Origin of the sequence: Hyphococcus sp., assembly GCF_965267305.1 — a bacterium.
In the GTDB taxonomy this organism is placed as follows: Bacteria; Pseudomonadota; Alphaproteobacteria; order Caulobacterales; family Parvularculaceae; genus Hyphococcus.
The window spans coordinates 378,898-404,663 of record NZ_OZ253945.1 but is presented as its reverse complement, the minus strand read 5'-3'; the positions used below and the strand labels follow the sequence as shown (position 1 = coordinate 404,663).

The 25,766-nt window shown below is 59.9% G+C and carries 30 protein-coding genes; 15 read left to right on the top strand and 15 right to left on the bottom strand.

The window, feature by feature from the left end; translation table 11 throughout:
- Nucleotides 1-36 precede the first annotated feature (36 nt).
- The 6 genes from ACQY5P_RS01915 to gyrA all read right to left on the bottom strand — a co-directional run bounded on the left by ACQY5P_RS01915 (nt 37) and on the right by gyrA (nt 6,834).
- Nucleotides 37-741, bottom strand: a complete 705-nt coding sequence (locus ACQY5P_RS01915) for a tellurite resistance TerB family protein (protein WP_428409154.1) — start codon at nt 739-741, stop codon at nt 37-39.
- 116 nt (nt 742-857) lie between these two features.
- Nucleotides 858-2,057: a glycosyltransferase family 4 protein gene (locus ACQY5P_RS01910; RefSeq protein ID WP_428409153.1), complete on the bottom strand. Its 1,200-nt coding sequence runs from the start codon at nt 2,055-2,057 to the stop codon at nt 858-860.
- A gap of 90 nt (nt 2,058-2,147) precedes the next feature.
- Nucleotides 2,148-2,597, bottom strand: coding sequence for a peptidylprolyl isomerase (locus ACQY5P_RS01905; protein ID WP_428409152.1), 450 nt, complete (start codon nt 2,595-2,597; stop codon nt 2,148-2,150).
- The gene (locus tag ACQY5P_RS01900) at nt 2,594-3,496 is read right to left on the bottom strand and encodes a peptidylprolyl isomerase (RefSeq protein WP_428409151.1); all 903 of its coding nucleotides are present in this window, start codon (nt 3,494-3,496) and stop codon (nt 2,594-2,596) included. Before ACQY5P_RS01900 ends, ACQY5P_RS01905 begins: the two co-directional genes overlap by 4 nt.
- 75 nt (nt 3,497-3,571) lie before the next feature.
- Nucleotides 3,572-4,072 (bottom strand): pantetheine-phosphate adenylyltransferase, encoded by a 501-nt coding sequence (gene coaD / locus ACQY5P_RS01895; protein WP_428409150.1) that lies wholly within the window; start codon nt 4,070-4,072, stop codon nt 3,572-3,574.
- Entirely contained in the window at nt 4,072-6,834 is a 2,763-nt protein-coding gene (gene gyrA / locus ACQY5P_RS01890) for a DNA gyrase subunit A (protein WP_428409149.1), read from the bottom strand. The genes coaD and gyrA overlap by 1 nt, the downstream gene beginning before the upstream one ends.
- Nucleotides 6,835-7,016: 182 nt before the next feature.
- Between gyrA and ACQY5P_RS01885 the strand changes: the two genes are divergently transcribed.
- Nucleotides 7,017-7,601 (top strand): superoxide dismutase family protein, encoded by a 585-nt coding sequence (locus ACQY5P_RS01885; protein WP_428409148.1) that lies wholly within the window; start codon nt 7,017-7,019, stop codon nt 7,599-7,601.
- A 41-nt stretch (nt 7,602-7,642) separates the two neighbouring features.
- Nucleotides 7,643-8,704, top strand: coding sequence for a Kelch repeat-containing protein (locus ACQY5P_RS01880; RefSeq protein WP_428409147.1), 1,062 nt, complete (start codon nt 7,643-7,645; stop codon nt 8,702-8,704).
- A 91-nt stretch (nt 8,705-8,795) separates the two neighbouring features.
- Here the strand turns inward: ACQY5P_RS01880 and ACQY5P_RS01875 are convergent, their stop codons facing one another.
- Nucleotides 8,796-9,254, bottom strand: coding sequence for a hypothetical protein (locus tag ACQY5P_RS01875; RefSeq protein WP_428409146.1), 459 nt, complete (start codon nt 9,252-9,254; stop codon nt 8,796-8,798).
- A 92-nt stretch (nt 9,255-9,346) separates the two neighbouring features.
- Here ACQY5P_RS01875 and ACQY5P_RS01870 point away from each other — a divergent pair, with 92 nt between their 5' ends.
- The 4 genes from ACQY5P_RS01870 (at nt 9,347) to ACQY5P_RS01855 (ending at nt 11,588) form a co-directional block, all read left to right on the top strand.
- Nucleotides 9,347-9,787 carry an RrF2 family transcriptional regulator gene (locus ACQY5P_RS01870; RefSeq protein WP_428409145.1) on the top strand — a complete coding sequence of 147 codons (441 nt, stop codon included), beginning with the start codon at nt 9,347-9,349 and terminating at the stop codon, nt 9,785-9,787.
- Nucleotides 9,787-10,245: a group III truncated hemoglobin gene (locus tag ACQY5P_RS01865; protein WP_428409144.1), complete on the top strand. Its 459-nt coding sequence runs from the start codon at nt 9,787-9,789 to the stop codon at nt 10,243-10,245. Before ACQY5P_RS01870 ends, ACQY5P_RS01865 begins: the two co-directional genes overlap by 1 nt.
- Nucleotides 10,245-10,541, top strand: coding sequence for a DUF1971 domain-containing protein (locus ACQY5P_RS01860; protein ID WP_428409143.1), 297 nt, complete (start codon nt 10,245-10,247; stop codon nt 10,539-10,541). Before ACQY5P_RS01865 ends, ACQY5P_RS01860 begins: the two co-directional genes overlap by 1 nt.
- Nucleotides 10,542-10,604: 63 nt before the next feature.
- Entirely contained in the window at nt 10,605-11,588 is a 984-nt protein-coding gene (locus ACQY5P_RS01855) for an NAD-dependent epimerase/dehydratase family protein (protein WP_428409142.1), read from the top strand.
- 18 nt (nt 11,589-11,606) lie between these two features.
- On the opposite strand, the gene ACQY5P_RS01850 is transcribed toward ACQY5P_RS01855, so the two are convergent.
- The 3 genes from ACQY5P_RS01850 to ssb form a co-directional block, all read right to left on the bottom strand.
- Entirely contained in the window at nt 11,607-11,852 is a 246-nt protein-coding gene (locus ACQY5P_RS01850; protein ID WP_428409141.1) for a hypothetical protein, read from the bottom strand.
- A gap of 542 nt (nt 11,853-12,394) precedes the next feature.
- A complete protein-coding gene (locus tag ACQY5P_RS01845; protein ID WP_428409140.1) occupies nt 12,395-12,721 on the bottom strand; it encodes a hypothetical protein in 327 nt (108 codons plus the stop codon).
- A 136-nt stretch (nt 12,722-12,857) separates the two neighbouring features.
- A complete protein-coding gene (ssb, locus tag ACQY5P_RS01840; protein ID WP_428409139.1) occupies nt 12,858-13,322 on the bottom strand; it encodes a single-stranded DNA-binding protein in 465 nt (154 codons plus the stop codon).
- A gap of 206 nt (nt 13,323-13,528) precedes the next feature.
- On the opposite strand from ssb, the gene uvrA reads away from it, so the two are divergent.
- The 4 genes from uvrA to ACQY5P_RS01820 all read left to right on the top strand — a co-directional run bounded on the left by uvrA (nt 13,529) and on the right by ACQY5P_RS01820 (nt 18,287).
- On the top strand, nt 13,529-16,459 hold the full coding sequence (gene uvrA / locus ACQY5P_RS01835; protein ID WP_428409138.1) for an excinuclease ABC subunit UvrA: 2,931 nt from the start codon (nt 13,529-13,531) through the stop codon (nt 16,457-16,459).
- Nucleotides 16,460-16,461: 2 nt separating this feature from the next.
- Nucleotides 16,462-16,833, top strand: a complete 372-nt coding sequence (locus ACQY5P_RS01830; RefSeq protein WP_428409137.1) for an STAS/SEC14 domain-containing protein — start codon at nt 16,462-16,464, stop codon at nt 16,831-16,833.
- A 126-nt stretch (nt 16,834-16,959) separates the two neighbouring features.
- Nucleotides 16,960-17,697: an HNH endonuclease gene (locus ACQY5P_RS01825; protein ID WP_428409136.1), complete on the top strand. Its 738-nt coding sequence runs from the start codon at nt 16,960-16,962 to the stop codon at nt 17,695-17,697.
- A 299-nt stretch (nt 17,698-17,996) separates the two neighbouring features.
- Nucleotides 17,997-18,287: a GIY-YIG nuclease family protein gene (locus ACQY5P_RS01820; RefSeq protein ID WP_428409135.1), complete on the top strand. Its 291-nt coding sequence runs from the start codon at nt 17,997-17,999 to the stop codon at nt 18,285-18,287.
- 68 nt (nt 18,288-18,355) lie between these two features.
- Here the strand turns inward: ACQY5P_RS01820 and ACQY5P_RS01815 are convergent, their stop codons facing one another.
- Entirely contained in the window at nt 18,356-19,390 is a 1,035-nt protein-coding gene (locus ACQY5P_RS01815) for an amidohydrolase family protein (RefSeq protein WP_428409134.1), read from the bottom strand.
- A 176-nt stretch (nt 19,391-19,566) separates the two neighbouring features.
- On the opposite strand from ACQY5P_RS01815, the gene ACQY5P_RS01810 reads away from it, so the two are divergent.
- From ACQY5P_RS01810 to ACQY5P_RS01790, 5 genes are all read left to right on the top strand, one after another.
- Nucleotides 19,567-19,917 (top strand): DUF2200 domain-containing protein, encoded by a 351-nt coding sequence (locus tag ACQY5P_RS01810; protein ID WP_428409133.1) that lies wholly within the window; start codon nt 19,567-19,569, stop codon nt 19,915-19,917.
- 100 nt (nt 19,918-20,017) lie between these two features.
- Nucleotides 20,018-20,665: an NADPH-dependent F420 reductase gene (locus ACQY5P_RS01805; RefSeq protein ID WP_428409132.1), complete on the top strand. Its 648-nt coding sequence runs from the start codon at nt 20,018-20,020 to the stop codon at nt 20,663-20,665.
- A gap of 158 nt (nt 20,666-20,823) precedes the next feature.
- Nucleotides 20,824-21,159 carry a PadR family transcriptional regulator gene (locus ACQY5P_RS01800; RefSeq protein ID WP_428409131.1) on the top strand — a complete coding sequence of 112 codons (336 nt, stop codon included), beginning with the start codon at nt 20,824-20,826 and terminating at the stop codon, nt 21,157-21,159.
- A complete protein-coding gene (locus ACQY5P_RS01795) occupies nt 21,159-21,734 on the top strand; it encodes a DUF1700 domain-containing protein (RefSeq protein ID WP_428409130.1) in 576 nt (191 codons plus the stop codon). The genes ACQY5P_RS01800 and ACQY5P_RS01795 overlap by 1 nt, the downstream gene beginning before the upstream one ends.
- A 112-nt stretch (nt 21,735-21,846) precedes the next feature.
- Nucleotides 21,847-22,776, top strand: coding sequence for a TauD/TfdA dioxygenase family protein (locus tag ACQY5P_RS01790; protein ID WP_428409129.1), 930 nt, complete (start codon nt 21,847-21,849; stop codon nt 22,774-22,776).
- Between the two features lie 71 nt (nt 22,777-22,847).
- On the opposite strand, the gene ACQY5P_RS01785 is transcribed toward ACQY5P_RS01790, so the two are convergent.
- The 4 genes from ACQY5P_RS01785 to ACQY5P_RS01770 form a co-directional block, all read right to left on the bottom strand.
- Nucleotides 22,848-23,642, bottom strand: coding sequence for a hypothetical protein (locus tag ACQY5P_RS01785; RefSeq protein WP_428409128.1), 795 nt, complete (start codon nt 23,640-23,642; stop codon nt 22,848-22,850).
- Between the two features lie 95 nt (nt 23,643-23,737).
- A complete protein-coding gene (locus ACQY5P_RS01780) occupies nt 23,738-24,553 on the bottom strand; it encodes a substrate-binding periplasmic protein (RefSeq protein ID WP_428409127.1) in 816 nt (271 codons plus the stop codon).
- A gap of 10 nt (nt 24,554-24,563) precedes the next feature.
- Entirely contained in the window at nt 24,564-25,124 is a 561-nt protein-coding gene (locus ACQY5P_RS01775) for an NnrU family protein (protein WP_428409126.1), read from the bottom strand.
- Nucleotides 25,125-25,160: 36 nt separating this feature from the next.
- Nucleotides 25,161-25,688: an adenine phosphoribosyltransferase gene (locus ACQY5P_RS01770; RefSeq protein WP_428409125.1), complete on the bottom strand. Its 528-nt coding sequence runs from the start codon at nt 25,686-25,688 to the stop codon at nt 25,161-25,163.
- Nucleotides 25,689-25,766: the final 78 nt, after the last annotated feature.

The window sequence follows — 25,766 nt, the reverse complement described above, 5'->3', positions numbered from 1 at the left end:
GGCTGCATTTCCCTGCTTAAGATCGGCCCAAGCGATTTAGATGGCGTGTGCTTCGGTCGCCGTTTCAACAAGCCGACCCGCATTGGCGTGCAGATGCTCCACGAGCCCGCTGTCGAGATCGAGACGACGGGCGAGCATCCGGAGATAGAGCTGGTCGCCCTCATCCGATGGATCGAGAATGAGCAGCGACGCTGCATAAATTTCCGCCGCCTTCTCCATGGTCGAGGCGCTGCGGGCGACGGCGTTGATGTCGAGCGGGCGCTCAAACTCCGTGCGGATGAAGGCGAGATCTTGCGCGTTGATATTCATGCGGTCGATTTCCGCATAGATGCGCTCGCGCTCGGCCGGAGTCACCGAGCCATCGGATTTCGCCGCCGCGATCATCGCCCGGATCACGATGCGCGACAGCGATTCCCGCGCGCCGCTGTCCTCCGGCAGGAAAACCGTGCCTTGCGGGTTTTCATAGCCGCGTCCCTGATCCGCCGGCGGCCGGTTCGCCTGCCAGTCGCGCCAGGCCTTGTAGGCGAGCCCGCCGGCGAGCGCGACGCCGCCGAGCTTGAGCGCGCCTTTCGCGAATTTCCGCCCCTTTTTGCCGCCAAGCAGGAGACCGGCGAGGCCCCCGGCGACGGCGCCCGTCGCAAGTCCGCCCTTGCCGTTCAAAAGCGCCGACAAGTCGGACGCGGCGCCGTTCTGGCCGGCGGCGGCGAGTTGCTGTTTCAGGGCGTCGAGCTTGGCGTGCATGGGCGTTTCCTTTCCGGTTATGGGAATGCGATGAAGCGCATCCCGGTTTCCAAGGGATATGGGGCGCGCGGCGGCGCGATCAGGCGGCGGGAACGAGAAAAGGCGATAGAAATTTTCTATCGAGAAAACAGCGCGGCAAGCATCGCCGCTTCCTTGTCGATGTCGTGACGCTCTTCGATGCGGCGGCGGCCTTCGACGCCGAGCGCGCGAAGTTTTTCCGGCGATGCGGTCAGCGCATCGCGCATCGCAGCGACGAGCGCGTCGCCATCGCCGGCGGGAATGATCCAGCCGCAGCCTTCGTCGACGAGTTCCGGAATGCCGGCGATATAGGTGGAGATCACCGGACGGCCCAGCGCCAGCGCCTCCATGATGACAACGGGCAGTCCTTCAGCGTAGCTCGGCAACAGGAAGGCGCGCGCGTTTTTCACCGCTTCGCGGACGCGTGTGTTCTCCATCCAGCCGGTGATGGTGATGACATCGCCGACGCCGAGACGCGCGATCTCCGCCTCGATCTCCGCGCGGCTTTCGCCGTCGCCGATCAGCACGACTTTCATGGCCGGAAATTCGTCTTTCAGCGCCGCGACGGCGGCGGGCAATTGCGCCTGCCCCTTTTGCGGACACAAACGCCCGACACAGACCAGCGTTTGATTGTCCGGCGGCGGCGTCGCCTCGAAGCCTGACAAGTCCAGCCCGCAATGGATGATCTTGATCTTCTCAGCCGCCTTGATGGACGAAAAGCGGATGAGCTGCGATTTACAGAAATGGGTGATCGCCGCGATGAACGAGGCGTGTTCGATCTTCGCCGGAAAATCGAGCAGCGGCGCATCGGTGAGCTCGTCAGGCCCGTGCACCGTTGCGCTGTAACTCGGCCCGCCCATGATGCGCGCGAGCATGGCGACCGCGGTCGAGTTGGTCAGGAAGTGCACATGCACATGGTCGATCTTGTCCGCCGCGGCGCGCTGGCGAAAATAGCAGGCTTCCATCAGATACGCCACATGACGCACGACGCCGCCGCGCGCGTGCTTCATCAGTGACCACCAGGGTCCGAGCGCTTTCAGGAAACCGCTTGTGTTGGTCGTCAGCTCACGGAGGAATGCTTTCAGAAGCCCGCCGGCATTGCCGGAAAGGATGTAATGGGTGCGGTCGATCTCCGCGATATCGAGGGGATCGACCAGTTTTCCATCCCACTGCCGCAGCGCATAGCGCGTAATCTCCATGCCGCGCCGCTCATGGGCCTCGATCTCCCGCCGGATGAACGTCGTCGACGTCAGCGGATAGGTGTTCATGAGATAGGCGATGTTGGGTTTGTCGGTCACGGATGTGTCGCTTGAGATCAGGCAAAGAAAAAGGCGCGTCGGATTCGCGCCTTTTTGCCACTTCCGAATGAAGAAATCCTTGTCGTTTCCTTAAGCTTCCGTGCGGAAAGAAACGATTTTGGTGGGCTCACGGGGCGGCTCGCCGCGTTTGGCCGCGTCCACATGCTCCATGCCTTCGACGACCTTGCCCCAGACGGTGTACTGGCCGTCGAGGAAAGACGCGTCGTCGAACACGATGAAGAACTGGCTGTTGGCGCTGTTGGGGTTCTGCGCGCGCGCCATGGAGCAGACGCCGCGCTGATGGCTGACATCGTTGAACTCGGCTTTGAGGTCCGGCAATTTCGAGCCGCCTGTGCCGTCTCCGCGGGGGCAGCCCATCTGCGCCATGAAGCCTTCGATCACGCGGTGCAGCGGGATGCCGTCGTAAAAGCCTTCGTCCGCGAGCTCCTTGATGCGCGCCACATGTTTCGGCGCCTTGTCGGGAAAGGTTTCAATGACGACGTCGCCTGTGTCGAGGGTGAGAATGAGTTTATCGCTCATAGTTCGAGGTCTCCTTCCGCCTTCACCGGCACTTTGATTTCGCAGATGTCCTTGATGTAGCCGGTATCGGAAAGGTCGCCAGCCGCCTTAAGGTAGTCGGTGAAGGTCTGGCTGTCGGTCTTCAGGACTTTGATGTCTTCGCGCTCGGAGGCCGGGATGTCGGCTTCGACGCGCATGCGAATGATCGGCGTCGGACGTGAAGGCGGCTCGCCGCGGACGATGCGGCGCGTCGCTTCATAGCCGTCGACGATCCAGCCCCAGGCGGTGTAACGCTGATCGAGATTGAGGCGCGAGTCGCCAATCATCAGAAAGAACTGGCTGTTGGCGCTGTTCACATCTGTCGCGCGGGCCATGGACATGACGCCCGGGCAATGCACCGGCCAGACATCGGCGCGGCCGTTTTTCAGGAAGGTGCGCACGCCCTCGGGCTCGGCCGCGGTCGGCATGCCGTCCACATAACCGAGACGCGGCGCGATGCGGTCGCGGCCGATCTCGCGGAAGCCTTCGACTTCAGTGCTGTCGCGGGTGAATTCGGCTTTCAGATCCGGCTTCGACGATCCGCCGGTGCCGTCGCCTTTCGGATCGCCGCCCTGGGCCATGAAGCCCTCGATCACACGGTGAAAGGTAAGCCCGTCGTAAAAGCCTTCGCGGGTCAGCTCCTTGATGCGCGACACATGGCCGGGCGCGAAATCGGGCCTGAGCTCAATGACAACCGTCCCGGCGGGGAGATCCATATATAAAGTGTTCTCCGGATCGAGGCCGCGCCAATCGCTCTCGGGCGCATTTTCAACGATGGAGCGCGGGGTCGGCTTGTTCTCGTCGTCATCATCGGCGAAAGCTGGCGAAACCGCCGCAAGAGTCATGGCGAAGGCCGCCCAACCCATTGATCCAAAACGCATATAAACTCCTTGCCAGAACCGCCCCGAACGCGATGGATCACCATATAAGGCGCCCGCGGCGAAAATGCGAACCGGTTACTTTGAAAACTTGGCTTTCAGGGCCTTCGCCACATGGGCGGGCACGAAGGAGGTGATGTCGCCGTCGAGGCGCGCGATCTCCTTCACCAGGCGCGAGGCGATGGACTGGTAGCGCGCATCGGCCATGAGGAAGACGGTTTCGATCTCGTCATTCAAAGCCTGGTTCATGCCGACCATCTGAAATTCGTATTCGAAGTCGGAGACGGCCCTCAGCCCGCGAATGATGATGTTCGCCTTCACTTCTTCGGCGTATTTCATCAGGAGCGACTCGAACGGCTTTACATGGATCGGGACGCCCGCCGCTTTTGAGATGCGCCCCATCTCCTTTTCGACCATGGCGACGCGCTCCTCGAGGGAGAAGAGCGGGCCCTTGTCACGGTTGATGGCGACGCCGATGACAAGCTCGTCCACGAGCTTCACCGCGCGCTCCACAAGGTCCACATGACCGAGGGTCAAGGGATCGAATGTCCCGGGATAAAGGCCGATAAGTTTGGTCATTATTCCTCGGCCTCATCATCCTCGCCATCCACATCCTCGATGCGGCCGACGGAGACCACATGTTCGCCCTCGCGCGTGCGGAAGATGGTGACGCCTTGCGTGTTGCGCCCGGCGACGCGGATGCCGTCCACGGGCGTGCGGATCAGCTGGCCGCCATCGGTGACAAGCATGATCTGATCCGTGTCTTCCACCGGGAACGCGGCGACCACGGGCCCGTTGCGGCTCGTCGTCTGGATGGCGATGATGCCTTTGCCGCCGCGGCCCGACGTCCGATATTCATAAGAAGACGTCCGCTTGCCGTAGCCGTTTTCGGTCACCGTCAGAATGAACTGCTCCGCCGCGCCAAGCTCGGCGATGCGATCCTGGCTGATCGCCACATCGGCGGTTTCCGTATCTTCGGGCTCCTCGGCGTCGGCCTCACCCGCCGCGCGGCGCATGGCGGCGGCGTGTTTAAGATAGGCTTTCGCCTCTTCCGAAGTCGTCTCCACATGGCGCAGGATCGCCATAGAGATGACGTGATTGCCCTTGTCGAGCCGGATGCCGCGAACGCCTGTCGAGGTGCGCCCCGCGAAGACGCGCACCGTATCGACGGGGAAGCGGATGCACATGCCGGAAGCGGTCGTCAGAAGCACGTCCTCATCCTCGCGGCAGATTTTTACGCCGACGAGCCGGTCGCCCTCATCGAGCTTCATGGCGATCTTGCCGTTGCGGTTGACGCGCTCGAAGTCGGACAATTTGTTGCGCCGGACATTGCCCGATTTGGTGGCGAACATGACGTGCAGCTGATCCCACGAGGCTTCGTCTTCTGGCAGCGGCAGGATGTTGGTGACGCGTTCATCGGGGCCGAGCGGCAGCAAATTCACGAACGCCTTGCCGCGCGAAGACGGCGCCCCTTCGGGCAGGCGCCACAGCTTCAGCTTGTAGGCCATGCCCGTCGAGGTAAAGAACAACAGCGGCGTGTGGGTGTTGCCGACGAAGAGCTGGTTGACGAAATCCTCGTCCTTGAACTTCATGCCGGCGCGGCCCTTGCCGCCGCGTTTCTGCGCGCGATAGGTCGATAGCGCCGTGCGCTTCACATAGCCCGCATGGGTGACGGTGACGACCATGTCTTCCTGGGCGATGAGGTCTTCATCCTCAACCTCGCCTTCGGCCTCGACGATCTCGGTCTTGCGCGGCGTGGCGAATTCGTTGCGCACGCCCGTCATCTCGTCCTTGATGATCGTCAGCACGCGGTCGCGGTTCCGAAGAATGTCGAGATAGTCGGCGATCTTTTCAGCGAGGCCTTTCAACTCGTCGCCGATCTCGTCGCGGCCGAGCGCGGTGAGGCGTTGCAGGCGCAGATCGAGGATCGCCTTCGCCTGTTCTTCCGACAGCCGCAGCGTGCCGCCGTCAGTCATCAGGTGGCGCGGGTCGGCGACAAGGAGCACCAGCGGCGCCAGGTCTTTCGCCGGCCAGTCGCGGGCCATCAACTGATCTTTCGCCGTTTGCGGATCGGGCGCCGCGCGGATCAGGGCCACAACTTCGTCGATATTGGCAACGGCGATCGCGAGGCCGACCAAAATATGCGCGCGGTCACGCGCCTTGTTGAGATCGAACTTCGTGCGCCGGGTGATCACGTCTTCGCGGAAGTCGATGAACGCGGCGAGAATATCGCGCAAGGCAAGTTGCTGCGGCTTGCCGCCGTTCAGAGCCAGCATGTTGACGCCGAAGCTCGTCTGCAATTGCGAGTGGCGGTAAAGCTGGTTCAAGACAACATCCGGCGCGGCGTCGCGGCGCAGTTCCACGACCACGCGGATGCCGTGACGGTTCGACTCGTCGCGGATGTCGGCGATGCCCTCGATCTTCTTCTCGCGCACCAGTTCTGCGATGCGCTGAACCATCATCGCCTTGTTCACCTGATAAGGGATTTCGGTGATGATGATGCCGTAACGATCCTTGCGGACCTCTTCGATGGTCGCGCGGCCGCGCATGACGACCGAACCCCGGCCAAGGAGCAAGCCCGCCTTCGATCCTGCGCGGCCGAGAATGATGCCGCCGGTCGGAAAGTCCGGGCCTGGCACGATCTCGATCAGCTCTTCATCCGAAATATCCGGATTGTCGATCATCGCCACGGTGGCGTCGATGACTTCGCCGAGATTGTGCGGCGGAATGTTCGTCGCCATGCCGACAGCGATGCCGCCGGAACCGTTGACCAGAAGGTTCGGAAACTTCGCCGGCAAAACGGACGGCTCGCGTTCGGTGCCGTCATAATTGTCCTGAAAGCGGACCGTGTCCTTCTCGATATCGTCGAGGAGCGCATTGGCCACTTTTTCCATGCGGCATTCGGTGTAGCGCATGGCGGCCGGCGGATCGCCGTCGATGGACCCGAAATTGCCCTGTCCGTCGACCAGCGGCAGGCGCATGGCGAAATCCTGCGCCATCCTGACGAGCGCGTCGTAAATCGACTGGTCGCCATGGGGGTGATACTTACCGATGACGTCGCCGACGACGCGCGCAGACTTGCGGTAGGACTTGTTCCAGACATAGCCGTTTTCATGCATCGACCAGAGGATGCGCCGGTGCACGGGCTTCAAACCGTCGCGCGCATCGGGAAGCGCGCGGCTGACGATGACGCTCATTGCGTAGTCGAGATACGACTTCTTCATCTCATCTTCGATGGAGATGGAGGAAAGACTTTCGCCCGGCTGGGGCGGCTTCTCGCCGGAATTTTCGCCAGAACCGTTATCGTTGTTTTCGGGGATATCGCCGTCGTCTTCGGCCACGTTAAAACCTTTGGGAATCAGTCGGAAAAGAACGATCCGGCTTAGCACCCGCCCCCTTCAAAGCCAAGCATTGGACCAAGCATTTGCGCCTGTTTTCGGGGGTTTCCGGAACCCTTGGGCCCTCAGTTTATTCGTGTTCATGGATGGGGTAAGATGCAATCAGCGAAAGCTTAGGAGAGATCATGAAAGTCGCCGGAAAAATCGCAGCAATTTCAGCCATTTCAGCGCTCATTCTGGCGGGCTGTGGAAAAAGCGGGGCGGATACTGCGACTTTTTCCACCGCCGCTTCTGCGCCGTCGCTAGCCGGATGGGGCGATGCGTCCGCAGATCTTCTCAATGCGCAAGGCGAAAAGACTGGCGAAGTCGCGCTGCAAGACGCGCCGGAAGGCATCCTCATGCGCGTTTCGATCAGCGGTCTTTCCGAAGGCTGGCACGGCATGCACCTCCACCAGGTCGGCGATTGCAGCGACGGCGCCGACGGCTTCAAGGCCTCGGGCGGGCACATCAACCCGGAAGAGAACGAACACGGCCTTCTCAATCCGAGCGGTTACGAAGCGGCCGATTTGCCGAACATCTATGCAGGCGCGAGCGGCGTCGCGGCGGCCGAGCTGTTCAACACAAAATTGTCGCTCAGCGATGGCGGTCCGCTGCTTGATGCGGACGGGTTCGCGGTCGTCGTGCATGAAAACGCGGACGATCACATGACGCAGCCGATCGGCGGCGCGGGCGGGCGCGTCGCCTGCGCGGCGTTTTCTCTCGGGGAATAACCGAATAACGAATTGGGGCAGTGGCGTAAGGGGGGATGACGATGAGCAAACTAGACAGAAGAACAGTGTTGGCGGGCGCCGCCGCGCTCGGCGCCGGCGCCGTGCTTCCCGCGCGCGCGGACAACACGGTCCTGCCCGCAGGCGCATGGACGCCGCTCGCGCCCATGCCGTTTCCGGTGCAGGAAATTTATCCGGCGCCCTTCCGCAAATCCTCCGATCCCGGCCCCAATATGAAGCCGAAGCCGCTGGATCTTCTGGTCAATGCCGGCGGACTGACGCCTGACTTCCCGTTCAATGTGACCGACAAGGTGACCTTCTACGATCCGGCTTACGACGCCTGGGGCTATGCGACGTCCCTGCCCGAGCCGCGCCACCATATCGCCCTCGTCAACAATAACGGCTTCCTCTACGGCGTCGGCGGGTTCGCCCGCGATGCGCGCGGCGGCTGGCGGATGCAACCGCAATGCTGGCGTCTCACCGACCTCAACGCCCGCTGGGAAACGCTGGCCCCCATGCCGACGCCGCAGGCGGAAGCCGCGGTCGTTTCGCTTAACGGCTTTATCCATGTGGCGGGCGGGCGCGCCCCGGCGGGCAGCGCCAATCTCGAATGGCGCGATCATATCGATACGGACCGTCACCGCTACTACGACGCGGGCGACAATCGCTGGCGTGCGCTGGCGCCCATGCCGACCGCGCGAAACTCGACCGCGGGCGTCGTGGTGAATGGCGTTTTCTACGTCATCGGCGGACGCACGGTGAATGGCGGCAACACCGATGTGGTGGAGGTTTACGACCCCCTCTCCGACCGCTGGGAAATGGCGCGGCCCATGCCGAAGGCGCAGGGCGGTCTCGCTGCGGCGGTATTGAACGGCAAGATCTACGCCTTCGGCGGCGAATATTTCTCGCCGCAGCCGGGCGGCGTCTTCGCGGAAGCCTGGGAATACGATCCCGATGCCGACAAATGGCGCGCCGTCGCCGCAATGCCCCGCCGCCGCCACGGCCTCGGTGCGGTGTCGCTCGGCGAAGCGATCTACGTTATCGGCGGCGCCGCGCAGGCCGGCGGCGAAGAAACGAGCAACGCGCTCGACAAGTTTGAGATATAATTCACTAAGTGATCCGCAATGACGGGCAAGTTCCGTCGGGCTCCATACCGGGACGCTTTCTGCCGCGCTTGCGCTTCAATCTTCAAATCGCCTAACGGCTGGCGCCGATAATGACGCTCATGCCGCAGCCGGCGACGAGGATCGCCATGGGAATGAGCAGAACCTGCAGCATCGCCTCGCGTCCCGTCACAATCCCGGTCCAGGTTTCAAACGGCTCGCGCAGGAACGCCGCGAAGCTTTTGTCGTCTACCGGATCCACCCGGCCGCCGACGCGGCTCAGCATGAAAGGCGTTCCCATATAGGCGGCGAGGTAAACGGCGCTGATCGCGACCATGAACAACGCCTCCCCGTCGCTCTGAAACGTGAGCCAGAAAACCGCCAGCAGCGCCGCGTAGATCAGCGCCAGGCTTTTGAAGACGCCACCATGCAGCGTCGTGTTCGGCTGCTTCATCTTGACGAGCATCAAGGCGGGCGCCGTCCGTTCCTCGCGCTCAGCCTCCAGTTCCGCCTCAATCAGGCCGGTTTCCATCACTTCCGCAAGCATCGCCATGGCTCAACTCCTTTTCATGCATTTTATATGCATCTTTTATATTGCTTTCCCGGTTTATATCCAATATATGAAATGCATCTTTAGGAGCGACAATGCGCCTCAACCTGCAAACCGATTACGCCCTGCGCCTCTTGATGCATCTCGCGGTCAATGAAGACCGCCTCTGCACCATCGCGGAGGCGGCTGCGCGATATGACATTTCCAAAAACCACCTGATGAAAGTCGCGCATGTCCTCGGACGCGAAGGATTTATCGAAACGGTGCGCGGTCGCGCCGGCGGCCTGCGTCTCGCGCGCTCGCCCGCCGCCATTAATGTCGGCGACGTCGTCCGGCGCATGGAGGCCGACTTCGCCATCGTCGAATGTTTACCGGGAGGCGCGGGAGAATGCCTCATCACGCCTTCATGCCGGTTGAAGTCGGTGTTGAACGAGGCGCTGAACGCGTTTCTCGCCGTGCTTGACGGCTACACGCTCGGCGATCTCGTGCGCCGTAACGGGCGCCTGCGCCAGATGCTCGAAGAGGAGGCCGCGTGATGGAAACCCGCATCCGCAGCGCCGAAGAGCGCCGCAATGACATTGCCGCCGCCGCAGCGGCGATGGGCATCGACGAGGAATACATCTCCACACTTGTGGATACATTTTACGAGCGCGTGCGCGCCCATCCCCTGCTCGGTCCTGTCTTCGAGGAAAAAATCGGCGATGATTGGGGGCCGCATCTCGCCCGCATGAAAGATTTCTGGGCGTCGGTGGCGCTCAACGCCGGGCGCTATTCCGGCAAGCCGGTGCCGAAACACAAAGCCCTGACCGACGTTCACCCCTGGCATTTCGACATCTGGCTGGGACTGTTCCGCTCGACGCTCGCCGATACGGCGCCCTCGCCGGAAGCCGCCGTCTATTTCATGGAGCGCGCCGTGCGCATCGCAGAGAGTCTGAAACTCGCAATGTATGGCCTGCCGGGCCTTGGCGCGCCGCAATCCAAAGGGCGAAGCTGATGCGCGCGCGCCTGCCGGAAGGACTTGTCCACTATGGCGGCACGCCGGTGTTCACCGAAAAGACTGTTCCGGAAAAGTTGTTGCGCGCCCACGACACGAAACCCGGCGTCTGGGGCAAGCTTGTCGTGCTCGACGGCGCGGTCGACTATGTCATTTTCGGTCCGCCTGAAGACCGCGCGCGCATCGAGGCCGGCGGGTTCGCAATCATCGAACCGGAAGTGAAACACTTAGTAACGCCTCTAGGGCCCGCAACATTTCGCGTCGACTTTTATCGGGCGGCCGCGCCAGCCGAATAAGGGACCTAGCGCGTCGCCCCTTCGAACTTGACCGCGCATCACGGCGGGGCCAAAAGCTCCGCCATGACCATTCTCGTCACCGGCGCCTCCGGCCATCTCGGCGAAGCGCTCTGCCGCACATTAGAAGCGGAGGGGCGCGCCTATAAAGGCGCGGACATCAAGTCCGGACCTTACACGAGCGAAGCCGGCGACATCGCCGACCCTGATTTCGCGGCGCGCATCATGAAAGGCGCGAGCGCTGTCCTGCACGCCGCCACGCTGCACAAACCCCATGTGGCGACGCATTCCATGCAGGCTTTCGTCGATACGAACATCACGGGAACGCTGAACCTCCTCGACGCTGCGGTTCGCGAAGGCGTCGAAAGTTTCATCTTCACGAGCACCACCAGCACGTTCGGCGAGGCCATGCGCCCGGCGAAAGGGTCGCCCGCGGTGCTCGTCACCGAAGATCTCCCGCCCATCCCCAAAAACATTTACGGCGTCACGAAACTGGCGGCGGAGAATATCTGCCGCCTCGTTCACAAGAAACACAAGCTTCCCTGCCTTGTTCTCCGCACCTCGCGCTTCTTCCCGGAAGACGATGACAGCGCCGTTATCCGCAACGGCTATGACGACCTCAACGCGAAGGTGAACGAGCTGACCTATCGCCGCGTCGACATCGCCGATGTGGTCTCGGCGCATATGAGGGCGCTGGAGCGCGCGGGCGACATCGGTTTCGGCCGCTACATCATCTCGGCCACAACGCCGTTTCAGACCGGCGATCTGGAAGAGCTCGGCCGCGACGCGCCGGCGGTTCTTAAAAGTTATGCGGATTACGAGGGCGAATATGCCCGCCGCGGCTGGCGCATGTTCGATGCGCTAGATCGGGTCTATGTGAACGATCTCGCCCGCAAAGAACTCGGCTGGAAGCCGGAAACCGACTTCGTCACAGCGCTTGAGCGGTTAAAAAGGGACGAATATCCGTTCCACCCATTAAAGGCCGCCATCGGCAAGAAGGGATACCACGATCAGGTATTCGAGGACGGCCCCTTCCCGGTGGATGAATAGCTGATCAATCGTGATCCCCTAATCATGATCAACCGGCAGGCAGTCGGCATAAACCGGATTTCCCACGACCTGACGGCTCATCCAGGCTTCGCCAGCGGCGATGCAGTCCGCCTCATTGTCATAAACGCCGATGATTTCCGGTTCGCCCGTCGGGGCGGGAGATAAATATCCTTGCGCCGTCCACTCATGCACGATCTGACGCTGGGTTGCGCAAGCGGATGCAGCTCCGGCGATAGATAAAATTGCTGCAATGCGACAGAGCATAGCCTGTAACCTTCGCCACGAGCCGTAAGGATGTCTATATGATCGAAATGATCGAACGCGCATCGTTTCTCTCCCCATTTTCAGCGCTTCTTTATACAACAAGAAGAGCGCGGCGAAAAAACGGCGGCGCACCCGCATGAAACCACATGATCTTGTGCAGAGACGCGGCGCGCAACACCAAAGGCGCCGTTTGCAACGAAACGGCTTTCATTCGTTGAATGATGCAAAAAGAAACGGCGCCGGAACAAAGCGCAAAAATAAAGCCCCGGCGGTATCTGCGCCGGGGCTTTTGGCGAATAAGAACTGCTGATCTTCAGACCAGGAACAGTCGAATTCTTGTGATTCGAAACGCATTAATGCGTTCGGTATTCTGTTTTGCGGAGCGCCCCCGCATGTCATCGGCCCGATTACATCAGCGATACGCCGGCCCGATGCTGTGGCCCCTCATTGTTGCGCTTACCGTGCTTCAAAACACGTCCTCGCGCGAGCGGCAAAGCAGTTAAACGCCGAAATTTCAAGCGTTTACGCCTAATTCGACCAGCTTACGCCTTTTTCTTCCGGCGCTTCACGCGGCGCTTAGCCGGCGCTTTTTTGGTCGTTTTGCGCTTAGCGGTTTTCCGCTTGGCCGTCTTGCGTTTCGCAGTTTTGCGCTTCGCCGTCTTGCGCTTGGCGGTTTTACGCTTCGTGGCTTTCTTCGCGGTGGTTTTCCGCTTCGCCGTTTTGCGTTTCGTCGCCTTACGCTTCGTGGCCTTGCGCTTTGTCGCTTTACGCTTCGCTGGCGCTTTCTTTGTCGTCTTACGCTTTACAGTTTTACGCTTCGCGGTTTTCTTCGCCGCTTTTCTTTTGGTCGTTTTTCTTTTGACCGCCATGGTTCACCTCCGAATCATGATGCGAAAGTGAAAACATAACGTAATTTACTAAAAAAGTATTGTATGCACGCGTTGTTTGACGCGTGCATTCGCATTTTTTTGCATTTTTTGATTCGTTTGTGTGTTTTTTGCGCGACTAAAACGGAATGTCGTCGTCCAATTCGTAAGATTGTCCGCCTGAAGAACCTCCTCGTCCGGACATTCCGCCGCCATTGCGATCTGAGTCGCGATCGAAACTTCCGCCGCCGCTTCTTCCGTCGAGCATCACCAGCGAAGAGTTGAAACCGCGCAGCACAACCTCCGTCGTGTAACGGTCATTGCCGTTCTGATCCTGCCATTTGCGCGTTTCGAGCTGGCCTTCGAGATAAACTTTCGAACCTTTTTTCAAATATTGCTCTGCAACACGCGCAAGACCTTCGGAAAAGATCGCAACCGAATGCCATTCGGTCTTTTCACGGCGTTCGCCGGTGTTTTTGTCTTTCCAGTTCTCGGACGTGGCGATGCGCAGGTTGCAAACCTGGCCGCCATTTGAAAATTTCCGCACTTCCGGGTCGGCGCCCAAGTTCCCAATCAAAATGACTTTGTTGACGCTGCCGGCCATAACATTCTCCTGAAATCCGTCTTTCGAAAGCTAATCGCGCGGATTCGGGCCGCGCTCAACGATTGGTTCTCCCCAAGAAAGAACCCCGGATTGAACCATGTGAAGGCGACAGGTGTTCACATCTTGTTCTTGCTGTCAACGTCGATATATAGAGACGCGAAGACGGTTTCCCCAACGCCCCTATATATAAAGAGACACGCCCCTCCATGAGTTCGAAAACGATCCGCGTCGCCGGCGCGCGCGAGCACAATCTGAAAAACATCACCGTAGAAGTTCCGCGCGACAAGCTGATCGTGATGACGGGACTGTCGGGTTCCGGCAAATCGTCGCTCGCCTTCGACACGATCTACGCCGAGGGGCAGCGCCGTTATGTGGAAAGTCTTTCCGCCTATGCGCGCCAGTTCCTTGAGCTGATGCAAAAGCCCGATGTGGACCAGATCGACGGCCTCTCCCCCGCGATTTCCATCGAACAGAAGACCACCTCGCGCAATCCGCGCTCCACGGTCGGCACCGTCACCGAGATCTACGATTATATGCGCCTGCTCTGGGCGCGCATCGGCGTTCCTTATTCTCCCGCGACGGGCGAGCCGATTTCGTCGCAGACCGTGACAGAAATGGTCGACCGCCTGATGGCGGAGGGCGACGGCGCGCGCTTTTACCTCCTCGCGCCCATCATTCGCGGCCGCAAGGGCGAGTACAAAAAGGAATTCGCCGAGCTTCAGAAGAAAGGCTTTCAGCGGGTGAAGGTCGACGGCGAGTATTATGAGATCGCCGACGTTCCCGCCCTCAACAAGAAGCTCAAACACGATATCGAGGTCGTCGTCGACCGCGTCGTCATCAAAGCGGGGCTCGAATCGCGCCTCGCCGAAAGCTTTGAAACCGCCCTTGAACTCGCCGACGGCATCGCCATTGCCGAGAGCGCGGACAAGAAAGACGCGAAAGGCGGGCCGCAACGCAGCATTTTCTCCGCGAAATTCGCCTGCCCCGTCTCCGGCTTCACCATCGACGAGATCGAGCCGCGGCTGTTTTCGTTCAACGCCCCCGCCGGCGCCTGCCCCCAATGCGACGGCCTCGGGACGGAAATGGTGTTCGACGAGGAGCTGGTGGTGCCGGACGGATCCCTCGCCCTCAATAACGGCGCCATCGCGCCCTGGGCGAAGGGCACCTCTCCTTATTATGCGCAGACGCTGCAGGCGCTCGCCCGTCACTACAAATTCAAGATCACCGTGCCGTGGGACGAATTGCCGGAGGAGGCGCAGGACGTCGTCCTCTATGGAACCGACGAGGAAGAGATCAAATTCATCTACGCCGACGGCGCGCGCAAATTCGAGACGGTGAAGCCCTTCGAAGGCGTGATCCCCAATCTCGAGCGGCGCTGGCGCGAAACGGACTCGGCCTGGGTGCGCGAGGAGCTGTCGCGGTTCCAGTCGGTCACCCATTGCGAGGCGTGCAACGGCATGCGCCTCAAACCCGAAGCCCTCGCGGTGAAGGTCGGCGGGCTCTCCATCTCCGAAGCGACGGAGTTTTCCATCAAGGCGGCGGGCGCATGGTTCGACGCCCTCGAAGACAAGCTCAACAAGAAAGAAAAGGAAATCGCCGTCCGCGTGCTCAAGGAAATCCGCGACCGCCTCTCCTTTCTCAACAATGTGGGCCTCGACTATCTCACCCTGTCGCGCGCATCGGGCACGCTTTCCGGCGGCGAGTCGCAGCGCATCCGGCTTGCGTCGCAGATCGGCTCCGGCCTCACCGGCGTATTATATGTGCTGGACGAACCCTCCATCGGTCTGCATCAGCGCGACAACGCCCGGCTTCTTGAAACGCTGGTGCGCCTCAGGGATCTCGGCAACACGGTCGTCGTCGTCGAGCATGATGAGGACGCGATCCGCGCCGCCGATTACATCGTCGATATCGGCCCCGGCGCCGGCGTTCATGGCGGCCAGATCATCGCGCAGGGCTCGGTGAAGGACATTATGAACGAGAAACAATCGCTCACCGGCGATTATCTCGCCGGCCGCCGCGAAGTGCCCGTTCCCGCCGACCGCCGCCCCATCAACAAGAAGAAGGTCATCAAGATCACCGGCGCGACGGCGAACAATCTCAAGAATGTCACCGCGGAATTCCCCGTGGGGCTCCTCACCTGCGTCACCGGGGTTTCCGGCGGCGGCAAGTCGACCCTCACCATCGAGACTCTCTACAAGGCCGCGGCGCGGCGTCTTTATAATAGCAAGGACGCGCCCGCCGAGCATGACAAGATCACCGGCCTCGAACATTTCGACAAGGTGATCGACATCGACCAGTCGCCCATCGGCCGCACCCCGCGCTCGAACCCTGCGACCTATACGGGCGCCTTCACCCCGATCCGCGACTGGTTCGCGGGGCTCCCGGAGTCGAAAGCGCGCGGCTACAAGCCCGGGCGGTTCTCCTTCAACGTGAAGGGCGGGCGCTGCGAGGCGTGCCAGGGCGACGGCGTCATCAAGATCGAGATGCACTTCCTCCCCGACGTCTATGTCACCTGCGACGTCTGCAAGGGCAAACGCTACAATCGCGAAACCCTGGAGGTGAAGTTCAAGGGCAAGTCCATCGCCGACGTCCTCGACATGACGGTCGAGGAAGGCGCCGAGTTCTTCAAGGCGGTGCCGTCGATCCGCGAAAAGATGGAGACGCTGAACCGCGTCGGCCTTTCCTATGTGAAGATCGGCCAGCAGGCGACGACGCTTTCCGGCGGCGAGGCCCAGCGCGTGAAGCTGTCGAAGGAGCTGTCGAAGCGCGCCACGGGACGCACGCTCTATATATTGGACGAGCCCACGACCGGCCTCCATTTCGAGGATGTGCGCAAGCTCATGGAGGTCATCCAGGAGCTGACCGAGAACGGCAACACCGTCATCATCATCGAACACAATCTCGACGTCATCAAACAGGCGGACTGGATCATCGATCTGGGGCCCGAGGGCGGCGACGGCGGCGGCGAGATCGTCGCAGCCGGCACGCCCGAAGACGTCGCCGACACGGCGGGCAGCTACACCGGCAAATTCCTGAAACCCCTCCTCAAGCGGAAATCAAAGACCCCGGCCAGAACCGCCGCCGCGAAGACGAAAACGGCGACGAAGAAAAAGGCGGTGAAACGGAAGGTGGCTTAGCGATGTACTCTCTGACGGAACATCATAATCCGCCCTATATCGAAGCGGTCGTTTTTGAGCGTTACCCGGCCGACTCCCGGGGGCAATTCGAAGACATCATCAAACGCTATGCAAGCCAGTATGAGGCGTTCTGTTTTCTGGAAGTGCAGCACGGCAAGATCTCAAACGGTCTGTTGCTGCTCTTTCAAACAGGTGGAAAAGTCAGCGAAGACTTTCTGGCCGCTCTTAAAAAAATGAAGCGCATGGCCATCGTCAGCGACGAGCCCGGCATTTTGATGAAGCTCCTCGCCCGTTTGCCGAATTTCGGAACAACCGAAATTCGCTTGTTCAAACTGCACGAAATTGACGAAGCACGGGCCTGGATGCGACTATAGGGCTGAATTAAAAGCAGCCAAAACCGCCGCCGCGAAAACGAAGACGGCGACGACGAAAAAGGCGGTGAAACGGAAGATGGCGTGAATAGAAGGCAATAAAAGATTCAAGCCTGACATGAGGATGAAATGGAGAAACGAAAATTATTAGGATTATATAATCGAGCCTCAACGTTACGACATTGGGAGCCGAACAATAGCTGTTATCATTTTGAATTAACCTGCAATGAAATTGGAAATAGCATAATTTCAGTTACGTCCCATTTTGTTGATTGGGCAGACAGTGAGTTTAGGAGTGAACTTCGAGCCGCAAGCCTCGTTAGGCCTGATTTTCTAGTAGAACACTGGGAAGAAAATAACATTCCATATATTGTCGTACATAACGAAGAAGAATTTACGTTGTTTAAGCTTGTAGGAGGAAACTGCTTAGTAGAACAGGAACTAGCAGAACAAGCCGCTAAAGACTTGATTGAAGCCAAACCAGTTATAATGCACGGCATGACTGGGTTTGCCTCTCCTGAATTGATGAACCCCGGTGCCTTTAAGAAAGCCCCAAATCCGAAACTTAGAATGCAAGTACTCAAACGTGATGGCTTCAAATGTAGAATTTGCGGTAGAAGCCCCGATAATCACACAGATTTAGAGCTTCATGTTCATCACATACGTCCATGGGCAAAACATGGGGTAACGGACATTTCGAATTTGATCACTTTATGCCAAACATGCCATAAAGGTCTTGATCCTCATCAAGACCTTAGCCTTTTCAAGTATATTTCGGATGAGCCTTGGTCTATAGAAAAGAAGAAAAAGCAGATCAAAGACTATCGTCGCAAAATGCGTGACATGCTTTTATCACACAAAAACTAATAGATGGCAGCGACGCTTATGAAATAGGTCGGGCTTTAGCCCGCCATTTTGAGTCACGTCGGCGGGCCGAGGCCCGCCCTACGGCGCAAGCTCTCCGTTTGCTTCAAAACCCCTCCCCGATCATCCCGGCGCAGGCCGGGATCCAGCTACTAAAATATGTCGGGCGAAGCCCGGCTTTTTTATTTGGACTGGACCCCGACCTTCGTCGGGGAAGTCGGAGAGAGTGGCTATGTTCTGGCTGAGGCTTTTGCGGGGATGACCGGGTTGATAGGTTTGCATAACGGTAAACCCCAGCGCTCATGAAATATTTCTACGTCTATATTCTCGCGAGCAACCGCAACGGCACGCTTTACACGGGCTCGACCGACGACATCGGCAATCGCGTCTGGGAGCATAAGACCAAACTCCGCAGAGGCTTCACCGCGACATATGATATCAACCGGCTGGTCTGGTATGAAGCGCATGGAACCCGCGATAGCGCGCTGACAAGAGAGCGGCAGATCAAGGAATGGAACCGCGCGTGGAAAATCAGGCTGATTGAAGAGATGAACCCGGAATGGGAGGATCTCTATGAGACGCTCAATCAGTGAATGTTTCTATTTAATTCCGGCCTCAGCGACGCGCGCCATCGGTCCGGCTTCGGCCATATAAGACCCCGCTACTCCGCCATCTCGTGATGCGCCTCGATTTCCTCCTCGTTGAGGCGCAGGAAGCGCGCGGCGTTGTTGTAGAAAATGTCAGCCTTCTGCTCCTTCGTCAGAAACGGCGCCTCGTCGATAATATCGATGGCGGGGCCGATGACGCCGGGCCATTCGCCCTGGTCGGAGCCGAACATGATCCGCTTGCCGAAACCGGCGTCGACGAATTTGCGCAAATGCTCGTAAAAGAACGCGCGCGGGTAATACCACTGCATTCCGCCGATATCGATATAGAGCTGCGGATGGGCGGCGAGCATGGCGATCATCTCGTCAACCAGCGGCGCGCCGTAATGCATCACCGAAACGCGCAGGCGCGGGTGACGGATCAGCACCTCCTCAAGGAGGTAAGGGTTCGACAGCTTCGCGCGATAGTCGGACGCGCCCGGGAACGCCAGATAGGCCGTGCCCACCGTGCCGTCGCCCATATGAATGGCGACGGGAATGTCGAGCTCTTCGGCGAGCGCCCAGAACGGCGCCATGCGCTCGTCATCGGGCGCAATGCCGCCATATTGATTGGAAATCTCGCCCAGCGCGACGAAATCCCCGGTTTCCAGCAGCGCGCGGATATCCTCCGGGGTCTGATCATCCCGGCCGATCCGGAATTCAAGGCTCGGCAAAAACCGCTCCGGCGCCGCATCGCGCCAGCGCCGGGTTTCGTCCGGCGCACCGCTGAGGACGCCGATGACATGGCGCTCCTCCATCGCCGCGACCGTCGCTTTCAGGAGCGCGTCATTGACGGGCGAGGCCGCGGGTATCGGATCGTCGCAGGGCGGCTCGACCATCGCCTTAATCCAGAGATCGTCCCATGCCTCGCGCGTGTCCCAGGCCGGAAATTGCGTGATCCACGGAATGCAGAGCGCCGCGGGTATGTCGTCCTCATAGGCGTGAAGATGCATGTCGATCACCGGCCCCTGATACCGGCTTTTCGCCTGCGCATCGCCGAGAAGACACGCCAGTGCGAGACCCGCGAAGATCGCTGATCGTGATAACGTCATGTTCATTCCCCCTGCCGGCCGCAGTCCGATGCGGCCAGAATCCTTCGCTCAGGAACGATACTCTTTCTGATCCGGGCGCGGGACGCAACATCGGCCGCCCTGGATCTGAAATACGCGGCGGGCGCCGCGAATTCGCGCCCATTGGCGCCCCCGCCCGCTTCGCCTAAAATCGCGCCATGACCAAGCACCGGATCTATTCCATGGCCTTCGCCAGCGTTTATCCCGCTTATGTGGCGAAGGCCGAAAAGAAAGACCGCACCAAGGCGGAGGTGGACGAGATCATCCGCTGGCTGACCGGCTACACGCAAAAGGGGCTCGAGGCCGAGATCAAAAAGAAGACCGATATCGAGACGTTCTTTGCGAAGGCCCCAAAACTCAACCCGATGCGCGATCTGATCAAGGGCGTCGTCTGCGGCGTCCGCGTCGAAGAGGTCGAGGAGCCGCTGATGCGCGAAATCCGCTATCTCGACAAGCTGATCGACGAACTCGCCAAGGGCAAGGCGATGGAGAAGATTTTGCGTCAGTAGCCCGCGCCCTGGCGCGAGACCGGCGCGGCGAACGGATTGGCGTCAATACTGACACAATGGCGCGCTAGGCTCCGGCGCGTCGTCAAAAGGGAGAGACCTCATGAAAATCGGCATTATCGGCGCGGGCATGGTCGGCGGCGCGCTCGCCAAGGCCTTCGCCCGCCGCGGCCATGACGTTCTGGTCGCGTCGTCCGACCCGTCGAGCGAAAAGATGAAAGCCCTGATCGCGGAGGCTGGCGCCAATGCGCAAGCGGGCCTGGCGCAGGAGGCTGCCGATCACGGCGACGCCGTTATTCTCGCAACGCCTTGGGGCAAGACCGAAGAGATCGTGTCGGCGCTGACGGGGCTTGACGGAAAAACCCTGATCGACGCCACCAATCCGATCAAAGAGGATTTTTCCGGCCTCGAAGGCGGGTTTTCCGATTCCGCCGGCGAGGCCGTGCAGCGATGGGCGCGCGGCGCGCATGTCGTAAAAACCCTGAACACGATCGGCTTCATGTTGATGGATGCGCCGGAGGTCGCCGCCGGCCGGCCGGTGATGTTTATCGCCGGCGATGACGGCGCGGCGAAACAACGGGCCGCGGCCCTGGTCGAGGAACTGGGCTTTCAGCCGGAGGATTGCGGCGGCCTCGCCATGTCGCGCTATCTGGAGCCCCTCGCCTGGCTCTGGATCAATCGCGCCATGATCCAGCAAAAAGGCGGGACTTTCGCCTTTGTTTTAAGCGACGCCGCGCCGCGCGGCGCCTGAAGACGCTAGCGACGGCGCTGCGCACGGAGATGTTCCGCTCTATCGGGGGCTGAGCGCGCCGCCGTTCGCTTTCTTTTCGCCGCGCGGTCTCCTCGCTTCGGCGCATCTCTCCTCTACTTACATTGCAATGCACGGTTCCTTGCTATACAAGACTACTCATGGATGTAGACGCCTGGAAATCGCAATTGCGCAAAGGCGCCGCGGAGCTCGCGGTGCTGGCTCTCCTCGACGAGGAGCAGCGCTCGGGCATCGGCCTCCTCGACGCTCTCGGCGAACATCCGGAGATCGGCCTTTCCGACGGGTCGATCTATCCGCTCTTGAACCGCCTCGAACGCGAAGGGCGGATATCGGGCGCCTGGGCGACGCCGGAATCGGGCGGACGCGGACAAAAGATTTACCGCCTGACGCGCACTGGCCGCGCGGCGCTGACGCAGATGCGCGCCGCCTGGGCCGGGTTCCGCGACCAGCTTTCAACCCTTGTGGGAGATGAATAATGAGCGACGATAAACGCATTGAAGCCTATTTGCGCGATCTTGGCGCCGCTTTGCGTCAGCTTCCGGAAAAAGACCGCGCTGACATCGTCAGCGAAATCCGCGCGCATCTTGAGCATCGCGCAAGCGAAGGCCGTCTCGAAGAGGCGATCCGCGCGCTTGGCGCGCCGGCGCAATGCGCGCGAGGGTTTCTGGAAGAGCTTAAAATCCAGAACGCCTTTGCGGATGGCGGCGCGGCGAAAAGTTTCGGCGCGCTTTTCGAACTCGCTTCGCGGCGCGTGACAGCCGCGGCGGGATTATTCGTATCCGGAATTTTTTATCTCTTCGCTATCGCATTCGCCTTCATCGCCGTGGCAAAAATCGCCGCGCCGGAGTCGGTGGGCCTGTGGGTCGACCCAGCGCGGGATATTGTCGCTCTCGGCATTGTCGACATCGGCGAGAACCCGCCGGAAGAGCTGCTCGGTTTCTGGATGATCCCTTTCGCGGCGATCATGGCGGTCCTGTCGCTCCTGGCCGGCCAGTGGCTCGCCCGGATTTTCATCCGGCTGATGGCGAAACGGCCTTCTGCCGCGGTCTAGGAGAATCCCTTCCCTTGGATGATGAGACGCTTGCGCGCATGGCGGAGCAGAGGGGTTTCACAGCCGGTGCAGAGAGTTTAAAAATAGATGATTTCTCAACATGGGGGCGTCCATGCTTATTCATCCGACCGGCCAGTTCGCCAATCACGCGCGGAACTACCGGACCATTACCGCGCACCCCCTCGCCGCGGCCATGGGCGCGGAGATCCGCGGCGCCGATTTCGCGAAGATGAGCGATGAACAGTTCCGCGAAATTGAAGACGCGCTGTTCCATCACAAGATGATCTATTTCCGCGATGTCGATCTCACTCACGCTCAGCATGAGGAGTTTTCCTTGCGCTTCGGCGAGTGGGCGGAGGACGCCTATACGGACGGCATTCCCGGCCATCTGAACATTCAGCCGCTGGTGCGCGAAGCGGACGCAAAGGGGAAGCACATCTTCGGCTCGGGCTGGCACTCGGACGGACCGTTCCTGGTCAACCCGCCCGCCATCGCGCTTCTTTACGGCATCGACATTCCGCCCTATGGCGGCGACACGATCTGGGCGAACACGGTTCTCGCCTATGAAACGCTTTCCGATGTGATGAAAAAAATCCTCGCGCCCTTGCGCGTTCATATGTCCATGAAGCGCGCCTTCGAAAGCTCCATGGAGCATGGCGAGGCCGATGACAGCCCGGTGGGCAAGCTCGCGAAGCTCAGAGGCGTCGGGATGAACGATCTGCCCGAAGGCGTCATCAGGAAAGTGAAAGGCAATTTTCACCCGCTCATTCGCACCCATCCGCGGTCGGGAGAAAAAGCGCTTTATTGCGATCCCTCCTACTCCATCGGGATCGAAGGCATGAGCGAACCGGAAGCGGACGCATTGCTGGCTTTTCTCTCAAGGCACATGACGCAGCCGGCCTTCACCTGCCGTCTCAGATGGGCGCCGAAAACGCTGGCGGTCTGGGACAACCGCATCTCCATCCACCAGGCGTTCAATGACTATGACGGCCATCGCCGGGAGCTTTACCGGACGACGATCGCCGGCGAGGCGCCCGCATAAACATAAAAACGACCGGCGGATGGAGCGTCCGCCGGCCTATTTATAGACGCGATTTTACAGCGCAGCTTTTCTTAATCGTCGATTTCGTTTTCAACGTCATCTTTCAGATCGCTGGCGCCGTCCTTGGTTTTTTCCCAAGTCTTTTTGATGTCAGCGCCAGCTTGTTCGCGCCAGCTCGCTTTGAATACCGGCGACGCCTCAAGCTGCTCCTCGGTCATGTCGAGCACGAGGCCGCCATCGCCTTGAGCAACAGTAAGCTTTGAATAGGGAACGGCGTATTTCGTGCCGGCGCCGATGGAGCCAAGCGCGCTCTCTTGAACAATCAGATGTTCAACCGTTCCCGCTTCCGACAGGATGATGTCGTTGATCACAGCATCATCGTCTTCATCGGCGCCGTCGACGAGATCAACCTTCGAACCGATAATTTCGGAAACAAGGCTGTAATCATTCATCTGCGTGGTTTCATATTCAACCGCTGATTTGACGCCTTCTTCGCTTAGAGACACGCTCACCACCGGCTCGTAATCGTTCTCATAAGCAATAGTCATGGCTTTATAGTCGAGCGCGCCGCGCGTGCCGCCGAAGCCGAACACGCCGCCGGAGAGAAACACGACCTTGTCGGCCTTCCCATTAGCGTCAAGCACGATGTCGTCGATGCGAGCGATGCGGTCGCCTTTAACGCCATAGATGCCTTCGCCAAGGAGTTCCTTGGCGGAAAGCGAGGTTTTGGCGAGATAAATGCCTGCTTCCGACGAAACGGCGGCCGAGCTTTCGGTTTTAGTCTTGTCTTTGTGCATATCCATAGCACTGGCGGACGCCGGCAGCATGAGAGCGGCGGCACAGGCAGTGATAAGAAGCTTGTTCATGTGGTCCTTCCTTTCGAAATCTTGCACAGGCTTAACAACCTCAAGGCGAGTTTGTTCCCCTGTCCGGGTTTCCGAACGGAAAGAAAACGGCTTGCTTAATTTACAGGAACCGCAGCCGGACAGGCGTAAGGCGGCGGGGCCGAGGCGACAGCGTATTTGTCGCTGAACCACTTGGCTTCAAGTTCATCCCAATAGCCGGCGAGGTCTTTCTCGATCACCCACTCATTTAAGGCTTCATGAAGTTCATCGGAATTCTGGTCGGTGGCGAAGGCTTCGATGGTCCGGGTGAGCGCGAATTCGTGGGGAACCACATGTTTCACTCCGTCAAGCTTGCGCGCCATCTCAAGATAAGGTTCGAAAAGGACGGCGCCGTCAACCTCGCCCGCCTGAAGCGCGTCCAGAATCCCGGTGAAGGAAGAATAGCCTTTAAGGTCAGATCCCGGAAATTCGCCCTGGGCGACCATGCCGGAAACCCCGCCATGCTGGAAGCCGATGGAAATGTCGCTGCGATTCATGCCGCGCAACGTTTTGCCGGTCTTGGCTTTGGCGCGCGACATGACGAGAAAATATTCGGTGTCGTGATAAGGCAGGGAGAAATCGAGCAGGCGCCGGCGCTCCGGCATGTTGGAATAGCCCGACGCGATCATGTCCGCTTCGCCGGAAAGCACCGCCTCGGCGAGATCGCAAAACGGCTTTTCCACATACTCAATTTCAAGCCCGAGCTTTTCGCCGAGCGCCTTGGTCGAATCGATTTCGAAGCCGGAAAGCGTTCCGTCCTCCGCCTTGATGACGAAGGGTGACAAAGCCGCGACGGCGACACGCAGGGTTCCGCGCTCTTTAATCTCGTCGAAATCGGCGGCCGAGGCGCTTCCTGCAAGGACCCATGCAGCGGCGAACAGAAACTTTTTCATGGCGGCTTTCCTAAAACAACGCGACACCGGCGATATATCTGTGACCGTAAAACGCGATCGCCGCAAAGGCCAGCGCCCCGACGATGACGGCGATGATATCGTTCTTCACCGGCCCCGCCGCGCGGCCCATATCGCCGCGCTTCTTGACCGCGATACGGTCGATGACGCCGTAAGCGAGAAATGCGCCGAAAAGAATGACCGACCGCACGTCGCCATTGACCAGCAAATGCGCGAAGGCCCAAAGTTTGACGCCCGCCAGCATGGGGTGTTTCGCGGCGCCGGCGATCTTTCCGGCGGGAACATAGGCCGCCGCCAGAAGGATGAAGGCGATGAGCACCAAAAGATAGGCGATGTGGCGCGTCCAGGCGGGCGTTGTGTAAAGGATGCTCGTATCCGCGCCTCGCCAGCCGATGATGATAAGGATGAAGCCCGCCAGGGAAATAACGGAATAGAGACCCTTATACGGCCCCTCCCCGATTTTCCCGATAAGCGCCGCACGCAGCCCCCGCGCAAAAGCGGTGAATAGATGCGCGCCGAAAAAGATGAGCAGACCCAGAATGAAAAGCGCCATTGTCGTTTCCTCTCTTATTGGCGCCGAGAAAGTGGCTTACTCGCCCTCGAACTCCACCAGCGCCGTCACTTTCTTGCCCATGGAACGCAACTTGTCCGCGCCGCCCAGATCCGGCAGATCGACGACGAAAGAACACAACACCACATCGCCGCCAGCGCGCTCCAGAAGCTTGATGGCCGCGCCCGCCGTGCCGCCCGTGGCGATCAGGTCGTCGACGAGAAGAATGCGGTCGCCCTTGTCTACAGCGTCCACATGGATCTCCACCTCGTCGACGCCATATTCCAGCTCATAGGATTCGCCGATCGTCTTATAAGGGAGTTTGCCCTTTTTGCGGATCGGCACGAAACCGACCGAAAGCTGGTGGGCGATGGCCCCGCCGAGAATGAACCCCCGCGCCTCGATCCCCGCCACCTTGTCGATTTTCTGGCCCGCCAGCGGCTGGACCAGTTCGTCGACCGCCCGGCGGAACCCGCGGGCGTCCGTCAGGAGCGTCGTGATGTCCCGGAACATGATCCCTTTTTTCGGATAATCAGGGATCGTGCGAATGACTGATTTCAAATCCATAGTATGCTTCCGCGCCGCGCTGCCGGAGCGTCCCGCGCCCCGGGGGACCATGGCGGAATCGGCATCGCCCGGCAAGCG

Bases quoted from the DNA above. Each gene is read 5' to 3' on its own strand.
- ACQY5P_RS01915 (WP_428409154.1), bottom strand. From the start codon at position 741: ATGCACGCCAAGCTCGACGCCCTGAAACAGCAACTCGCCGCCGCCGGC.
- ACQY5P_RS01905 (WP_428409152.1), bottom strand. From the start codon at position 2,597: ATGAGCGATAAACTCATTCTCACCCTCGACACAGGCGACGTCGTCATT.
- ACQY5P_RS01900 (WP_428409151.1), bottom strand. From the start codon at position 3,496: ATGCGTTTTGGATCAATGGGTTGGGCGGCCTTCGCCATGACTCTTGCG.
- coaD (WP_428409150.1), bottom strand. From the start codon at position 4,072: ATGACCAAACTTATCGGCCTTTATCCCGGGACATTCGATCCCTTGACC.
- ACQY5P_RS01885 (WP_428409148.1), top strand. From the start codon at position 7,017: ATGAAAGTCGCCGGAAAAATCGCAGCAATTTCAGCCATTTCAGCGCTC.
- ACQY5P_RS01880 (WP_428409147.1), top strand. From the start codon at position 7,643: ATGAGCAAACTAGACAGAAGAACAGTGTTGGCGGGCGCCGCCGCGCTC.
- ACQY5P_RS01875 (WP_428409146.1), bottom strand. From the start codon at position 9,254: ATGGCGATGCTTGCGGAAGTGATGGAAACCGGCCTGATTGAGGCGGAA.
- ACQY5P_RS01870 (WP_428409145.1), top strand. From the start codon at position 9,347: ATGCGCCTCAACCTGCAAACCGATTACGCCCTGCGCCTCTTGATGCAT.
- ACQY5P_RS01865 (WP_428409144.1), top strand. From the start codon at position 9,787: ATGGAAACCCGCATCCGCAGCGCCGAAGAGCGCCGCAATGACATTGCC.
- ACQY5P_RS01860 (WP_428409143.1), top strand. From the start codon at position 10,245: ATGCGCGCGCGCCTGCCGGAAGGACTTGTCCACTATGGCGGCACGCCG.
- ACQY5P_RS01855 (WP_428409142.1), top strand. From the start codon at position 10,605: ATGACCATTCTCGTCACCGGCGCCTCCGGCCATCTCGGCGAAGCGCTC.
- ACQY5P_RS01850 (WP_428409141.1), bottom strand. From the start codon at position 11,852: ATGCTCTGTCGCATTGCAGCAATTTTATCTATCGCCGGAGCTGCATCC.
- ACQY5P_RS01845 (WP_428409140.1), bottom strand. From the start codon at position 12,721: ATGGCGGTCAAAAGAAAAACGACCAAAAGAAAAGCGGCGAAGAAAACC.
- ssb (WP_428409139.1), bottom strand. From the start codon at position 13,322: ATGGCCGGCAGCGTCAACAAAGTCATTTTGATTGGGAACTTGGGCGCC.
- uvrA (WP_428409138.1), top strand. From the start codon at position 13,529: ATGAGTTCGAAAACGATCCGCGTCGCCGGCGCGCGCGAGCACAATCTG.
- ACQY5P_RS01830 (WP_428409137.1), top strand. From the start codon at position 16,462: ATGTACTCTCTGACGGAACATCATAATCCGCCCTATATCGAAGCGGTC.
- ACQY5P_RS01825 (WP_428409136.1), top strand. From the start codon at position 16,960: ATGGAGAAACGAAAATTATTAGGATTATATAATCGAGCCTCAACGTTA.
- ACQY5P_RS01820 (WP_428409135.1), top strand. From the start codon at position 17,997: ATGAAATATTTCTACGTCTATATTCTCGCGAGCAACCGCAACGGCACG.
- ACQY5P_RS01815 (WP_428409134.1), bottom strand. From the start codon at position 19,390: ATGACGTTATCACGATCAGCGATCTTCGCGGGTCTCGCACTGGCGTGT.
- ACQY5P_RS01810 (WP_428409133.1), top strand. From the start codon at position 19,567: ATGACCAAGCACCGGATCTATTCCATGGCCTTCGCCAGCGTTTATCCC.
- ACQY5P_RS01805 (WP_428409132.1), top strand. From the start codon at position 20,018: ATGAAAATCGGCATTATCGGCGCGGGCATGGTCGGCGGCGCGCTCGCC.
- ACQY5P_RS01800 (WP_428409131.1), top strand. From the start codon at position 20,824: ATGGATGTAGACGCCTGGAAATCGCAATTGCGCAAAGGCGCCGCGGAG.
- ACQY5P_RS01795 (WP_428409130.1), top strand. From the start codon at position 21,159: ATGAGCGACGATAAACGCATTGAAGCCTATTTGCGCGATCTTGGCGCC.
- ACQY5P_RS01790 (WP_428409129.1), top strand. From the start codon at position 21,847: ATGCTTATTCATCCGACCGGCCAGTTCGCCAATCACGCGCGGAACTAC.
- ACQY5P_RS01785 (WP_428409128.1), bottom strand. From the start codon at position 23,642: ATGAACAAGCTTCTTATCACTGCCTGTGCCGCCGCTCTCATGCTGCCG.
- ACQY5P_RS01780 (WP_428409127.1), bottom strand. From the start codon at position 24,553: ATGAAAAAGTTTCTGTTCGCCGCTGCATGGGTCCTTGCAGGAAGCGCC.
- ACQY5P_RS01775 (WP_428409126.1), bottom strand. From the start codon at position 25,124: ATGGCGCTTTTCATTCTGGGTCTGCTCATCTTTTTCGGCGCGCATCTA.
- ACQY5P_RS01770 (WP_428409125.1), bottom strand. From the start codon at position 25,688: ATGGATTTGAAATCAGTCATTCGCACGATCCCTGATTATCCGAAAAAA.